Below are 13,566 nucleotides of genomic sequence, written 5' to 3'. Positions count from 1 at the left end.
ACCGCGTGGACACATTCATGATCAGGTAGCCCACACAGCCGATACCGACGACCGATCGAGGTTCGACCCGATCGGTCCCGCGATTGAGGACACCAATGGCCCCCGACGATCCGCCCGACGAGCCGACGACCGGCACCGACTACCGGCAGGTCTCGTTCGTCGTCCTCGCGGCGGTTGCCGTCGTCGTCGCGGCGTTTTTCGCGCCGGCGATCGGCGGCCAGGGGGAGTCCGAGTTCGGCGAGCCAGTAGACGAATCCGACGACGCCTTCGACTGGCTCGAGTTGCTCGCGTTGCTCGATCTGTTCACCGAGCCCGAACCGGCCCAGGCACAGTGTACGATCTGGTTGAGCGACGAACCGGTTCCGGGAACCGAGGTGACGGCGACGGTCCACTACGAGGACGAAGAGCTCGCCGACGCACCGGTGTGGTTCAACGACCGCCACGTCGGCCAGACGGACGAACAAGGACAGGTGACTGGAACGGTTCCGTACGAACGGGAGCTGCTGATCCGGGTCGGCGCCGGCGAGGACGGCGAGTGTCGCGCCGGCCAGACGACCGCCTCGCGCTCGCCCACCGTGACCGACGTCGACGTTCCCCACCCCATCGTCTCGTCTACACCCGACACTACGTCTTCGGTCGACGACGTCTCGTCCGTCGATTTCGGATCCCTCCACACCGCCGATACCGCTCGAGCACAGATCGAGGGGAACGCGACGGCCGAGTACGAGATCGACGGCTTCGTGATGCTCGATCTTCAGGACGATCCGTATCCCGGCGAGGAGGTCACCGTCGAGGCCAGCATCCAGGGAGTGCCGATGCGGTCGGCCGACGTCGCCGTCGACGGCGAGTCGATCGGCGAAACCGACGACGACGGAACGGTCGACCTGACGATCCCGGACGACGGCTCCGACCGACTCTCGCTTACCGTCGCCCGCGGCGAGTTCGAACGGACGGCGACGCTTCGTATCCTCCTGCTCGAGGCGCAGTTCGTCGCCGATGGGATCGCGCCGATCCCCGGCAGCGATGGCGCCGTCCAGGCGGAGATCGCGGACGAGCCGGTCGAGGACGCCGACGTCGCCGTCGACGGCGAGCCCCACGGGGAGACCGACGAGAACGGAACGGTACCCCTCTCGCTGCCGTTGGACCCGACCGAACCCGTCACGGTCGATACCGGCGACCAGACCGCGACGACCACGTTCGTGGACAGCTACGGCGGGCCGCTCGTCGCCCTGACCGTGCTCGTCTTCGGCGGAGTTGCGGCCGGCTATCGGACTCACGGATCTCGCGGCTCGATCGCCGTTCTCGCCGGAGTCGCGGCCGTGATGGCAGTTCTCATCGCAGAGGCGTTTTACGGCACCATTGGTGGGCTGGTCACACTCGTCACCGTCGCGGTGATCGCGCTCGCACTCGCGGCGCATCGATCCGACCGACGCGTCAGGCCGTCTCTCCCCTCGGCGCCGTCGGTTCGCGGCGGAATCACCGACTGGGTCGTCGCCCGGACGCTGGCGATCGTAGCCGCCCTCGAGTCGCTGCTCGCGTGGCTCCGGTCGCTGGTCACGGCGGTCCGTCTCCGCATCGCGTCGCTGCCACGCTCGGTGACCGGTCTCGCACGCGCGCTCGGTCGATGGCTCGCGGCGCTTCCCGGACGAGCGGTCGAAGCAACCCGACGTGCCATCGCGGCCACGCCCCGCCCCGGCGTCAGAACGGTCGTCGCCGTCGCCGCCGGGGCGACCCTCGTGGCCGCCAGCTACGTCGAGTTCGGCGAGCGAGTCGCCGCGGTCGTCGCGACGGTGTTCGTGTGTCTCGCCGTCGTCTATCGGTTCGTCGGCCGCGACGGCGCGGACTCGAGCGAGGCGGCAGACGCCCCCAGCGAAGCCGGCCCCATCCGCAGCGAAGCCGACACCGCGGACGATCGCACGTTCCGCGAGATCTGGCGGGCGTTCGCCCGGGACGTCGCGCCCCGTCGCTGGCGGACGCGAACGCCTGGTGAGATCCGTCGGCGGGCTCTCGAGGAGGGGTATCCACGCGAACCGGTCGCCGAGTTGACGACGCTGTTCCTCGAGGTCGAGTACGGCGATCGAGCCCGATCGGAGACGGTCCGCCGGCGTGGGGCCGACGCCTACGACGAAATCGTCGACGCGAGGGCGGCCGAGGTCTCGACCGAACGCGACGACGGGGACGCAGCCGCCGTCGACACCACCAGCCCGGAGAGCGCGTCGCTCGAGGGGGACGAACGCGGGGGCCAACGGGTGATCGAGTCGTGACGAGCGCTCGCCGCGCGGGGGTCGCGCTCCTCGGCCTCGCGTTCGTCGTCGGCGGTGTCGCCCTCGGAATCGCCGGCGCGTCGGGGGGCGGACAGTCCGTCCTGACCGGCTTCGCCGTCCTGATCGTCCTCCTCGCAGTCGCCGTCGCTGGCTGGAAAGTCTGGGGTGCACTCGAGCCCGACGGGTCGGCGCCGCCGGTTCCCTGGGCGGACGACGAGCCCTTCGCCAATCCGGCACCCGAACGGACGATCCGAGAGCCACCCCTATCGAGTGACGGCCTCACGGCCGTCGTCGAAGAGGCGGGAGCCACCGCCCGGAAGAGCGGAACCGTCGACGACGGTCTCGATGTCCTCCGACCGGTGCTTCGCGAGGCACTCGTCGACGCGCTGGTCCAGGGCGGAGTCGTGAGGGCCGACGCAGAGGCGGCGGTTTCGGACGGCTCGTGGACCGACGACGACGTCGCCGCGAGCGTCCTCGAGGAGACGATTTCCGGTCCCGACCGGTCGTTTCGGAAACGGGTGTACGCCTGGCTGTTTCCCGAACGCGTCGTCCGTCGACTCGCGAGGCGGTCGATGGGCGCCGTCGCGGACGCCGCCGACGAGGCGCTCCCGACGGTTCCGGGCCAGACCGCGCCCCGGACCGTTCCCGTTGTCCAGCCGCGTCTCGAGGAGTTGACGCGCGGTGCCGACGGGCGACTCGAACGGGCCGTGGATCCGGACGCGGTCGCTCGAGGGCCGCGGCCGCCGGGGGATGGGCCGGTCGATGCGGACTCGAACCCGAACGACGTGGACTCGATTTCAAGCAAGACGGACTCGAGCCCCGACGAGACGGACGCGAACGCCGGCGCTGTGGACGGAGTCAGAGCCGCCCCGGCGGAGTCCGACGGAGTCGGAGACGGGGAGGTGAATCGGCCGTGACGTGGAGACAGCACCGCTGGCGCGGCGCCGTCGCGGCGACGATTCTCCTCGTCGCGCTCGGGGTCGCTCGCGGGAACGGCGCCGTGTTACTCGGCGCGGTCGTTCCGCTGCTATACGTCGCTTACGGCGCGCTCTCGCGGGCGAGCGCTCCGGAGGACCTCGTCGTCCGGCGAACGATCAGCCCGACGCCCGCACCGCCGGGTCGTCCCGTCACCGTCTCGCTCGAGGTCGAAAACGACGGCGAGCGGACGCTGACGGACGTTCGCGTCGCGGACGCGGTGCCGGCGGATCTCGCCGTCACCGGCGGATCGCCGCGAGGAAGCGGGACGCTCGAGCCGGGTGATCGGATCGTCCTCGAGTACGCGGTGGTCGCCCGTCGCGGCGAGTACGAGTTCGACCCGCCCCAGGTCAGGGTTCGCGGTCTCGGCGCTGGCGCGGTGGTCACGACCGAACCCGCAGTCGACGGTGACAGTTCGCTCGCCTGTCGACTCGACGCCGACGCCCCGCCGCTCGAGCAGATCGGGACCGGACGAATCGGTCAGCTGACGACCGATCGGCCCGGTGAGGGGCTCACCTTCCACTCGACCCGGGAGTACCGCCCCGACGATCCCGCGGATCGGATCGACTGGCGACACTACGCCAAACGCGGCTCGCTCGCGACGGTCAACTACGAACGGCAGGTCGCCGCGACCGTCGTGTTGGTCGTCGACGCACGCGAACCGAACCGTGTCGTCGCCGGCCCGGGTCGACCCACCGCCGTCGAACTGTCGGCGTACGCCGCGACGCGCGCGCTGACCGACCTGCTTGCCCACGGTCACGACGTCGGCGTCGCCGCCATCGGTCTCTCCGGCCCCGGTCCGGCGGGTCTCCACTGGCTCGAGCCCGCCAGTGGCTCCGAACAACGCGCCCGCGGCCTCGAGATCTTCCGGGACGCGACCGGCGTCCACGACGAACGCGACCCAGAACAGTCGTCAGAGTGGTCGGCCGCGGGAACCTCGAACTGGGAGCGACGGGATCGAGCGGAGCGGGCAGGCGGGGACGATCGAGCGGAACGGACGAATGGACGCGATCGAACGGAACAGGCGCACAGACGAAATCGAGCAGAACAGGGGCACGGGCGAATGGAACGGACCGCAGGAGCCGCCGACGTCGACGACCGCCGGGCGGACGAACAGATCCGCAAGCTGATCGAACTCGCGCCCGCGGGGGCACAGGTAGCGTTGTTCTCCCCGTTGCTCGACGATCGGCCCGTCGAAGCGGTCGAGACCTGGCGTGGCGGGGGACTCCCGTCGATCGTCCTCTCGCCCGACGTCGTCCCGGAGAACACCGTCAGCGGACAGTACGCACAGATTCGACGACGAACCCGCCTCGCCCGCTGTCAGTCCGTCGGAACACGCGCCGTCGACTGGCGACGCGGCACGCCGTTACCGCTGATCATCGAGTACGCCTTCAGCGCGAACGCGCGACTCTCGAGTGGGCGACTCGGCGCGAACGCGGGCTCCGGGGGGCGACCTGGCGACGACGAGTCGGTCGATCCGTGGGAAACCGATGGCGACGGCTCCGACGCGTCCGCTCGAGTCGCTGCCGGTGCCGAGACGACTGGGAGTGACGCCGGGTCGATGCCGGAAGACGAAGCGGTCGGTCCGGCGACCGAACGCGCCGAGACGGGGGGTGAGGACTGATGTCCCTCGCCGGTCCCCGCCTCGATCGTCCGTCGGCGATCGGCGACGAGGGCCGACCCAGGGCGATCAGCCTCTGGATCGCCACCCTCGTCATCGTCGCGATCACCGTCGCCGTCGGGGCCGCTCTCGGCGAGCCGACGCTCGTGACGCTGCCGGCGACGTTCGCCGGCCTGGCCGTGGCCGGAATCGCCCTGCTCGATCGAACCAGCTTCGTCCAGCTGTTCGTCGGCCACACGCTGATCGTGACGTTCGGCTCGGTGTTCGCGTTACTGGTCCTCGCCGCGCCGCTACTCGGCGGCCCGGGAATCGCACTCGCCGGCTTTACTGTCGCGCTGTTCGGGATCGCGATGGCCTGGGCCGACGTCGGCGGCGACGGGACGAAACGCGCCGTCGCTAGCTGTTTCGTGACGTACGCGGCGGTGCTCAGTTCGTCCGTGTTTCTCCTGGTGGTGACCGCGTTCGGCGTCCTCGGCTGGGCGATCGTCGTCGTCGTGACCGAGACGTCCTCGATCGGAGGCTCGGTCGTCGGCTTCGCTCTCGTCGTGGTCGGTGCCGGCTGTTCGGCGCTGATCGCCCTCTGGGTGCTCCCGATCCGACAGCTGACCCCGCGCAGTCGCCGCGACCGCGTCGAGAGCGCGCTCTCGAGCGCTCGGTGGCGAATCGGGATCGGAACGATCGCCACGTTCGGCGTCCTTATCGCGGTGGCGATCGCGTCCATCTTCGATCTTCTCGGCCCGGGTGTGAGCGGCGTCCCGATACTCGAGTCGCTCCTCGTCGGCCTCTCCGCACCGTTCGTCGTCTGGCCGATCGTCGGGCTGTCACTTCTCGCGCTGTTCGCAAGCGCCGTGGCGGTCACGCTTCGCCTGCTCACTCGACGGTTCGGGACGAGCGCGGTCCGCTGGAGCAGCGCCGTCGTCGTCGGCGTCTCGCTGGTCGCCTTCGTGGTCGGGATGGCGATCATCGTAATCCTGGGAATGACTTACTTCAACCTGATCGGTGCGGCCATGGCCGCCAACGCGGCGTCGATCGTCGTCGTCATCCTCGTGGCCGGACCGCCGGCATTCCTGATCGTCGTCGGGCTGGTGCTCGTCGGCGTCTTGCTCCGGATCGTTCCCGATCGCGCGGGCGGACCGGCGCTCGCCGCGGTCGGCCTCGTCGTCGCCGCGATCGGCTTCGGCTCGCTCAGTCCGGTCCTGGTCTTCGTCTGTCTGGCTGGAGCAGCGGTCGTCTGGGACGTTTCGACGTTCGGCCTGGGGCTGACCGCCGAACTCGGCCACCTTCCCGATACCCGTCGAACCGAACTGTTCCACGGCGTGCTCTCGGTCGGCGTCGGCGTCGTCGCCGTCCTCGTCGCGGTCGCCCTCGAGTGGGTTCGAACCGACGTCTTCGGCGGCGTCGTCGCGATGGGGGCGGTCGTCGCGATCGGCTTCGGCGCGTTGATCCTTCTGACCCCGCTTCGCGGCTAGCTATCCGTCGTGGTGTCCGTCAGTGCGGGCACAGCCGTCCTACGGGTCGCGGGTGCGCCGGGAGATCGGGCCAGCAATCCGTATCACGCCACGTCTCTCGAGGACGAAAGGCAAGGAGACGGAGAAGATGGCAACGAAGCGAGGGTTCATGATGGCTCGGCGTAATGATCAGGTATGAACGAGACGAACGTAACCCCCGACGAGGCCGCGGCGGCCGTTCGGACGATCCTCGAGCGCATCGAGGAGGCTGCCGTCGTCGATCGCCGGATGCTGTTCGCCATGCTCTCCGCCGTCCTCGCCCGCGGTCACGTCCTCCTCGAAGACGTCCCCGGGACGGGAAAGACCGTCACCGCCCGCGTCATCGCCGAGGCGATGGGCCTCGAGTTCACCCGCATCCAGTTTACCCCCGATCTATTACCCTCAGACGTCACCGGCTCGACCGTCTACGACGAACACGCCGGCGAGTTCGAGTTCGCCAAGGGTCCGGTGTTCGCGAACGTCGTCCTGGCCGACGAGATCAATCGCGCACCGCCGAAGACCCAGGCCGCCTTGCTCGAGGCCATGGAGGAACGCCAGGTCAGCATCGACGGAACGACCTACGATCTCCCGCGGCCGTTTATCGTCATCGCGACCCAGAACCCGATCGAACAGGAGGGAACGTTCCGCCTCCCCGAGGCCCAGCGTGACCGCTTTAGCGTCAAGACCTCCTTTGGCTACCCCGATTTCGACGGCGAGATGGGACTGCTCGAGCGCCGCGCGAACCGGCGGACGCTGTCGCCGAGCGTCGATCCGGCGGTGACGCCGAACTCGGTTCGCGTCCTGCAGATGCTGGCCGAGGAAGTCGACGTCGACGAGAAGATCCGCGAGTACATCGTCGAACTCGCACGCGCGACCAGACGCGACGGGCGAGCCGAGATCGGCGTCTCGCCGCGGGGCGTCCAGCGGGTGTTCGAGGCGGCTCGCGCGGCCGCGATCATCGACGGCCGCTCGTTCGTCACGCCCGACGACGTCAAGCGACTCGCCCAGCCGACGATGGCCCACCGGGTCGTGCTCACCACCGAGGCGACCGTCGAAGGCGTCGACGGGACCGACGTCGTTCGGTACGCACTCGAGACGGTCGACGTTCCGGCGGTCGCACCGGACGAAGACGAATCCGACGGCGGCCCCGAATCGACGGACGCGGACGAACCGGCGGACGCAGACGAATCGCCGACCGAGCGACAGGCACCGGACGGGTCCGAAGCCGACCAAGAAATTGCCGGGACAGACGGTCGCTCACGGGGGGCCGAGCCCGCGCCGAGTCGGTCCGCGGAGCCAGCGCCCGCCGACGGCTCGCCGGCGTCCGACCGCGACGACGCGTAAACTCGAGGCGAAACGGGACCCCTCACTCGGCATACCGTCCCCAACAGACTCCTTGCATTCGCTCCCTCCAGGTTGATGCGGCCGTTCGGCGAAGCCCGAGTCGATGGCGCTCCAACGGATCGACCACGCCGACGACCACATGCAGGAGTGTATCGACAACTGTCTCGAGGCCGCCCAGGTTTGTGAGTGGTGTGCCGACGCCTGCCTCGACGAGGGCGAGGAGATGGCCCGATGCGTTCGGCTCTGTCGGGACGTCGCCGACGTCACGACGCTTCACGCCCGCTGGATGGCGCGCAACTCGGGCTACCACCGCGACCTCGCGGAACTCTGTGCGGACCTCTGTGAGGAGTGTCTCGAGGAGTGTGAACAACACGACCACGAGCACTGTCAGGCGTGTGCGGAGATCCTCCCCGACTGCGCCGAGAGTTGTCGAGAGATGGCGTCGACCTGAGCGACCGATGTCCACGTCACTTCCCGGAACCGCCGACCGAGTGCCCGAGAGTACGTCTCAGACAGTCAACGAACGCATCAGGCGAAAACTGGGCGAGCGGGTTCAGTACTACGCCGAACACACCGACGAGATCGACGACCGGCTGGCGGAACTCGAGCGCGAGTGGGACGTCGAGCGGACGCTCGAGGCGAACGCCGCCGGACTCACGCTCGTCTCTCTCGGGCTCGCCGCGACGGTCGATCGGCGATTCCTCGCGATGCCCGCCGTGATCGCGGCGTTTCTCCTCCAGCACGCGCTTCAGGGGTGGTGCCCGCCGGTCCCCGTCTTCCGCCGGATGGGTGTGCGAACACAGCGCGAAATCGACGCGGAACGACGCGTGCTCGAGGAAATCCAGCGATCGCAGTGACTGGTCGGAGCGTCGAGGTCACCGCTCGTCGACGGGCGTCCAGATCCGATCCCGCGCTCCGCCGTAGCGCGAGACCGGCCGACCCAGCCGGTCGTCCTCGAGTTGCTCGAGGCAGTGGTTACACCAGCCGCCGACTCTCGAGACGGCGAACGTCGGGGTAAACGTGTGTGTCAGCCCTCGAGTGACGTGTGTCACACCTCTCCTCGGAAGCCCTGCTGGTTCTCGATTCCGGTTCCAACAGCGAAACGTAATTTTGACTACTCTGAAATGCTCGAACTCGAATATTCGATGGGCTATTTAGATTCGGTGCGTCGAGAATTGGCCGGGTTGTGGTCCGGCGGTAAGGGGAAGTCGCTGATTGCCATCGCGGTGGCGTGGGGCTTGTTGGTCGGGACGCGAATGATCTACCCGCCCCTGCTGCCCTACTTTAGCGACGATTTCGGGCTTACCCTGACAACCGCCGGATTGCTCGTGAGCATTATCTGGCTTGCCCAGTCGATCGGACAGGTACCAGGCGGGATTCTCGCAGATCGGTACAGCGAGCGGAAGATCCTGACGGCGAGCGTGTCGGTCACCGTTGTCGGACTGGCCGTCGTGGTTTCCGCGCCGTCGGCGCTCGTCCTGTTCGCCGCGACCGCGGTGGTCGGATTCGGGCTATCACAGTACCCGGTCGCGCGTATGACGATGCTGTCGGATCTCTATCCCAGTCGACTCGGCCGGGCGCTGGGCATGACGATGGCGTCTGCTGACCTCGGGCAAACAGTGCTTCCACCCATCGCGAGCGTTCTCGCGGTCGTGGTCGGCTGGCAGTTTGGCCTCGGGTACGTTCTCCCGTTCCTCTGTCTCAGCGTGGTCGGCCTCTGGTGGACGCTGCCGAAATCCGAGCCAGAAGACGACGGCACTGCGGAGTCCAACGCGAGTATCAGAGAAGTCGTCGCCGAACTCTGCTCGCCGACTATTGCGATCATGGGCGTCATGTTGTTCCTGTTTCTCTTTGTCTGGCAGACGTTCTCGGCGTTCTACCCAACGTACTTGGTCGACGAGAAAGGGCTCTCACCGCCGGTCGCTGGGGCCCTGTTCGGGCTGTTTTTCGCCGCCGGCGTTGTCGTCAAACCGCTCGCCGGCGCGGCCTACGACCGGGTTGGCATTCGTCGCTCTCTGCCGGTGGTTCTAGGCGGTTCGATCGTCGGCCTCGCGGTGCTCCCGTTCGTCGACGGCGTCGCGGCGCTGGTCGGGGTGACCGTCCTCATCAGTACGATGCTTGGAAACGGTGCGATCACCCAGTCATACTTGACCGAAATTATCTCTAACGACGTTCAGGGCACCGGACTGGGACTCGTTCGCTCGAGTACAGGGATGCTCAGCGCCGGAGGGCCGGTGGTGTTCGGCGCGGTCGCCCAACGCGGTTACTTCGACGAAGGATATGTGATGCTGGCCGTCGTCGTCGCCGTCGTCACCGCACTCACGCTGTTACTTCCGGACGGTTGACTGCCTTCTACGTGTAGAACTCGACGGTCGTCTCGAGTTCGTCGGCGGTCGGCAGACGTGACTCGAGGTGGATCGATCGCCCACCGGAGAGTCGAGGGTATGTGCCGAGTTTGGCGTTCAATTCGATAAAAGAACTCCGTTCGGTCGTGCGATCGACGGCAGGGTAGGTGGCCGCGAAGAGCGGTCGGCCGGTGAACGGACGTTCTTCTGATACGGTTTACTGTAGGTCATTTCCGGTGAGATCGCCGTCTGGGTTGCGGTCTCACCGGTACATCGCTACAGTAATTCGTATGATTCCGTGATACGATTGTTTCGGGTCGAACTCAGCCGTCGTGGTACTCCTGCATGCAGGTGTGGAGCGCGACGTCGTCGGTTTCGATCTCCGCGCCGTCCGCCGAGAGCAGCAGTCGTCCCTCGCCGCCCGACCTGCGGCCGATCGTCCACGTGACCGTCTCCATCCGGTCGCCGTCGACCGTCGCCGTCACCTCGAACGTCGCGTACGCGTTCGTCACGGGAAGGGAGGGGCGGTCGGTGACGTCGACCTCGTCGTCGGGTTTCGTTTCGACGTCGTCCTCCTCGAAGACGACGTCGCCGTCTTCGTCGCGGACGACGATCGAGACGGTCGCGGAATCGTCGGTTTCGTTCACGAGGACGAGGTCGTGCGTTCCGGGCCAGGTGGGCGTCGTCTCCTCGAGGCGAAGTCGCGCGGTCTCCCCGTCGGTTTCGTAGACGCGGGTCTCGAACGCTTCGCCCGCTTCCTCCCGTGGCTCCTCCGGCAGACGGGTGTACGGGATGATTCGATCGTCACACCGCTCGAACTCCGGGTCGATTTCGGTGTCCCCATCTCCTCCGTTCGCATCGTCCGTCTCGTCGCTCGTCGTTCCGACCTCGCCGTCGTCGGCCGGTTCCCTGACGTTGCCGGTGCCGAGACAGCCGGCGACGAGACTCGTTGCGCCGCCGACCGAAATCAGGAGGGAACGCCGATCCATGATCGCACTCCTAGATCGAGTGATAAGTGTTTTTTGCCGGAACGCTCGAGAGCGACCGACGCGGGGGTAAACGGTCGTGGAAACGTTGACTTTCCCGCCGTTCGTATCGGTGCCCATGCAGTTCGAACTCGAGCGAGTCGGCGTCCACGAATCGGTCGATCCAGTGTTCCCGGCGTCGGAACTGTCGTCGTACCTCTCGGATCTCCCCGTCGACGTCGACGTGATCGGCGACGACGAAATCGACGCCTGCGACGCCGTCGTCACCCTCGAGCACCGCGAGGCCTTCCTCGAGATCGACTGGGTTCACTCGATTCAGGCCGGCGTCGACCGCTTTCCGTTCGACGCACTCGAGGCCAACGACGTGATCCTCACCAACAGCACGGGGATTCACGACCGGACCGTCGGCGAAACGGTCGCGGGCTACCTGCTCGCGTTCTCCCGGCGGCTTCACGAACACGTCGCGAACGGGACCGAACGTCGGTGGGACAAGCCGGCCTGGGACGACGCGTTCACGCTCCCCGGCACGAGCGCGTGCGTCGTCGGCACCGGGACGCTCGGAAGCGGCGTCGCCGACGTCCTCGGTGCGCTCGGCGTCCACGTCACCGGTGTTCGACGCTCCGGCGATCCCGTCCCCGGCTTCGAGGAGGTGTACGCGAACGACGATCTGCTCGAGGCCGTCGCGGACGTCGAGTTCGTGATCGTCACGCTACCGCTGACCGACGAGACTCATCACACGATCGACGCCGACGTCTTCGAGGCGATGGACGAGGGGGCGCGCTTCGTCAACGTCGGCCGCGGCCCGGTCGTCGACCAGGATGCGCTGATCGCCGCCCTCGAGTCGGAGTCGATCGCCGGCGCGGCGCTGGACGTCTTCGGGACCGAGCCGCTCCCCGAGGAGTCACCGCTGTGGGGGATGGACGAGGTGATCGTCACGCCCCACTGTGCGGCCTTTACCGAGGACTACTTCCGGGATACGGGTGACATCGTCCGGGAGAACGTCGACCGCCTCGATTCCGGTGAGGCGTTTCACAACCGGATCGTATGACGGTCGACGGCGAGGAGGGCCCGATGTGATTCGACCCGCATCGACGTAATCCGGATCGATAGCAATTTCAGTTTCACCGCGGATGGCCGACAGTTACGGTCCCCCGTTCTCTCTCCCCGGTATGGAAACGACGCGCCACTTCACGTCGACCGTCTACATCGTCAACGACGGGGCGACCGCCCTCCACGACCACAAGCGACTGGACTTGATGCTCCCGCCGGGGGGTCACGTTGATCGGGACGAACTCCCCCACCTCGCCGCGATTCGGGAGGTTCGCGAGGAGACCGGCCTCGAGCCCACCCTGCTTGCCGAGCCGGCGGCGGTCGAGTCGCCCGACGGTCGGCCCCTTCCACAGCCGCGCCACCAGATGCTCTACGACATCAACGTCCACGACGGCGAGGTCGGCCACCAGCACATCGATATGATCTACTACGCGACGGTTCGGAGCCGCGATATTACGCCGACCGACGGCGAGGTGAGTCCGGACGACTGGCGGTGGTACGCGCCGCGTGACCTCCGCGGGAGTGATCTCCCCGAGGACAACGTGACGTTCGGGCTCGAGGCGATCGAGGCCGCTGGATCGCCGTCCTAGCGGTTTTTGAGTCCGGGAACTGATTCATACGGTTTACTGTCCGTGATTTCCGAGTTAGATCTGCGTGAACGGAACTGCCTCGTTGGCTACACTGCCTTCCTCGAGACGACTGGCGATGGCGAATACACGCTCGGAAGGTTCACCGAAGACAGTGTTCCGGACCGATAGCAGGGATCGGAGACGAAATTGAGAACCACGAACGAGCGCGGGATACCGACGTTGCTGAAGAACACCGAAAGGATGCATTCCGGAAACGTCGTGAGTGGCCTCGATCCGCGTTCTGAATACTTCCGAACCCCTGTTCAGTCGAAACCTGTAACTCGCTTTGTCCGACAGTATAACCGAACTCCGCCGGATTTTCGCTCGGAGCACAGCAATCCAAATCGTCTTTGGCTCGACGTGCATACGCTCGAGCGGCCGATGACGATACACCCGCTCCGAGCCGGACTCGGCACCTGGTGATGACGAGCCCTATGAGTGCCGAGGCCACCGGTTTACAAACCCCACCCCGTACCCGCTCGGTCAGTCCACCGTCTTGAGGATTCAACGCCGAAGTCAGCGATTTTACAGTCCCGTCCGCCAACCTCCATCGTCCGCGGCGGAAGCAGTGGAATTGGACCTGCTTTTCGCTTTGGTTAGGACGGGGATTAATTACTGAGCACTCGTCGCACACCGTTCTCGAGAGCGTTACTTCTACAGCGTTGACGGTCGGTCCCGGAGAACGTCGGAAACAGCTGAAAGTACGATCCTCGGGCGGTTAGGATATGCGGATATACCCGCTCGGGCCCTACGTACCCATCGATGACTGAAAACGAATTCACTACAAAGAGCGTGTCATAGAAACGTTCTCAACGAAGGCAGCAGGGTGTGGAAACTGTGTCCAGCAGCGCCACAACCCTGCAAG

12 protein-coding genes are annotated in these 13,566 nt (G+C 66.8%); 10 read left to right on the top strand and 2 right to left on the bottom strand.

Annotation, left to right across the window (positions count from 1 at the left end; all coding sequences use genetic code 11):
* The first annotated feature begins 95 nt into the window (after positions 1-95).
* The 7 genes from FYC77_RS10595 (at position 96) to FYC77_RS10560 (ending at position 8,548) form a co-directional block, all read left to right on the top strand.
* The gene (locus FYC77_RS10595; RefSeq protein ID WP_149081478.1) at positions 96-2,264 is read left to right on the top strand and encodes a DUF4129 domain-containing protein; all 2,169 of its coding nucleotides are present in this window, start codon (positions 96-98) and stop codon (positions 2,262-2,264) included.
* The gene (locus tag FYC77_RS10590) at positions 2,261-3,181 is read left to right on the top strand and encodes a DUF7269 family protein (protein ID WP_149081477.1); all 921 of its coding nucleotides are present in this window, start codon (positions 2,261-2,263) and stop codon (positions 3,179-3,181) included. The genes FYC77_RS10595 and FYC77_RS10590 overlap by 4 nt, the downstream gene beginning before the upstream one ends.
* Positions 3,178-4,863, top strand: a complete 1,686-nt coding sequence (locus FYC77_RS20695) for a DUF58 domain-containing protein (protein ID WP_238386896.1) — start codon at positions 3,178-3,180, stop codon at positions 4,861-4,863. The genes FYC77_RS10590 and FYC77_RS20695 overlap by 4 nt, the downstream gene beginning before the upstream one ends.
* Positions 4,863-6,329, top strand: a complete 1,467-nt coding sequence (locus FYC77_RS10575; RefSeq protein ID WP_149081476.1) for a DUF7519 family protein — start codon at positions 4,863-4,865, stop codon at positions 6,327-6,329. The genes FYC77_RS20695 and FYC77_RS10575 overlap by 1 nt, the downstream gene beginning before the upstream one ends.
* Positions 6,330-6,503: 174 nt before the next feature.
* Positions 6,504-7,691: an AAA family ATPase gene (locus FYC77_RS10570; protein ID WP_149081475.1), complete on the top strand. Its 1,188-nt coding sequence runs from the start codon at positions 6,504-6,506 to the stop codon at positions 7,689-7,691.
* Positions 7,692-7,794: 103 nt separating this feature from the next.
* Positions 7,795-8,142, top strand: a complete 348-nt coding sequence (locus tag FYC77_RS10565) for a four-helix bundle copper-binding protein (protein WP_149081474.1) — start codon at positions 7,795-7,797, stop codon at positions 8,140-8,142.
* A 7-nt stretch (positions 8,143-8,149) separates the two neighbouring features.
* Positions 8,150-8,548, top strand: a complete 399-nt coding sequence (locus tag FYC77_RS10560; RefSeq protein WP_149081473.1) for a DUF2892 domain-containing protein — start codon at positions 8,150-8,152, stop codon at positions 8,546-8,548.
* Between the two features lie 18 nt (positions 8,549-8,566).
* Here FYC77_RS10560 and FYC77_RS20690 read toward each other — a convergent pair whose 3' ends face one another.
* Positions 8,567-8,743 (bottom strand): citrate/2-methylcitrate synthase, encoded by a 177-nt coding sequence (locus tag FYC77_RS20690; RefSeq protein ID WP_274381027.1) that lies wholly within the window; start codon positions 8,741-8,743, stop codon positions 8,567-8,569.
* A gap of 93 nt (positions 8,744-8,836) precedes the next feature.
* Here FYC77_RS20690 and FYC77_RS10550 point away from each other — a divergent pair, with 93 nt between their 5' ends.
* Positions 8,837-10,036, top strand: coding sequence for an MFS transporter (locus FYC77_RS10550; RefSeq protein WP_149081471.1), 1,200 nt, complete (start codon positions 8,837-8,839; stop codon positions 10,034-10,036).
* A 323-nt stretch (positions 10,037-10,359) separates the two neighbouring features.
* Here FYC77_RS10550 and FYC77_RS10545 read toward each other — a convergent pair whose 3' ends face one another.
* Entirely contained in the window at positions 10,360-11,025 is a 666-nt protein-coding gene (locus tag FYC77_RS10545) for a hypothetical protein (protein ID WP_149081470.1), read from the bottom strand.
* A gap of 115 nt (positions 11,026-11,140) precedes the next feature.
* Between FYC77_RS10545 and ddh the strand changes: the two genes are divergently transcribed.
* Both ddh and FYC77_RS10535 read left to right on the top strand, forming a co-directional pair.
* Positions 11,141-12,070 carry a D-2-hydroxyacid dehydrogenase gene (gene ddh, locus FYC77_RS10540; RefSeq protein ID WP_149081469.1) on the top strand — a complete coding sequence of 310 codons (930 nt, stop codon included), beginning with the start codon at positions 11,141-11,143 and terminating at the stop codon, positions 12,068-12,070.
* A gap of 121 nt (positions 12,071-12,191) precedes the next feature.
* Complete coding sequence (locus tag FYC77_RS10535) at positions 12,192-12,662, top strand: NUDIX hydrolase (RefSeq protein WP_149081468.1); 471 nt, start codon at positions 12,192-12,194, stop codon at positions 12,660-12,662.
* Positions 12,663-13,566: the final 904 nt, after the last annotated feature.

The sequence above is a fragment of the Natrialba swarupiae genome (assembly GCF_008245225.1).
Lineage (GTDB): Archaea > Halobacteriota > Halobacteria > Halobacteriales > Natrialbaceae > Natrarchaeobius > Natrarchaeobius swarupiae.
Note: the sequence above shows the minus strand (reverse complement) of the source record. Positions and strands in the feature narration are given on the sequence as shown.

Excerpts from the sequence above, each read along its gene's own strand:
- FYC77_RS10535 (WP_149081468.1), top strand. The coding sequence starts at position 12,192 with ATGGAAACGACGCGCCACTTCACGTCGACCGTCTACATCGTCAACGAC.
- FYC77_RS10560 (WP_149081473.1), top strand. The coding sequence starts at position 8,150 with ATGTCCACGTCACTTCCCGGAACCGCCGACCGAGTGCCCGAGAGTACG.
- FYC77_RS10565 (WP_149081474.1), top strand. The coding sequence starts at position 7,795 with ATGGCGCTCCAACGGATCGACCACGCCGACGACCACATGCAGGAGTGT.
- FYC77_RS10570 (WP_149081475.1), top strand. The coding sequence starts at position 6,504 with ATGAACGAGACGAACGTAACCCCCGACGAGGCCGCGGCGGCCGTTCGG.
- FYC77_RS10550 (WP_149081471.1), top strand. The coding sequence starts at position 8,837 with ATGGGCTATTTAGATTCGGTGCGTCGAGAATTGGCCGGGTTGTGGTCC.
- FYC77_RS10575 (WP_149081476.1), top strand. The coding sequence starts at position 4,863 with ATGTCCCTCGCCGGTCCCCGCCTCGATCGTCCGTCGGCGATCGGCGAC.
- FYC77_RS10545 (WP_149081470.1), bottom strand. The coding sequence starts at position 11,025 with ATGGATCGGCGTTCCCTCCTGATTTCGGTCGGCGGCGCAACGAGTCTC.
- ddh (WP_149081469.1), top strand. The coding sequence starts at position 11,141 with ATGCAGTTCGAACTCGAGCGAGTCGGCGTCCACGAATCGGTCGATCCA.
- FYC77_RS10595 (WP_149081478.1), top strand. The coding sequence starts at position 96 with ATGGCCCCCGACGATCCGCCCGACGAGCCGACGACCGGCACCGACTAC.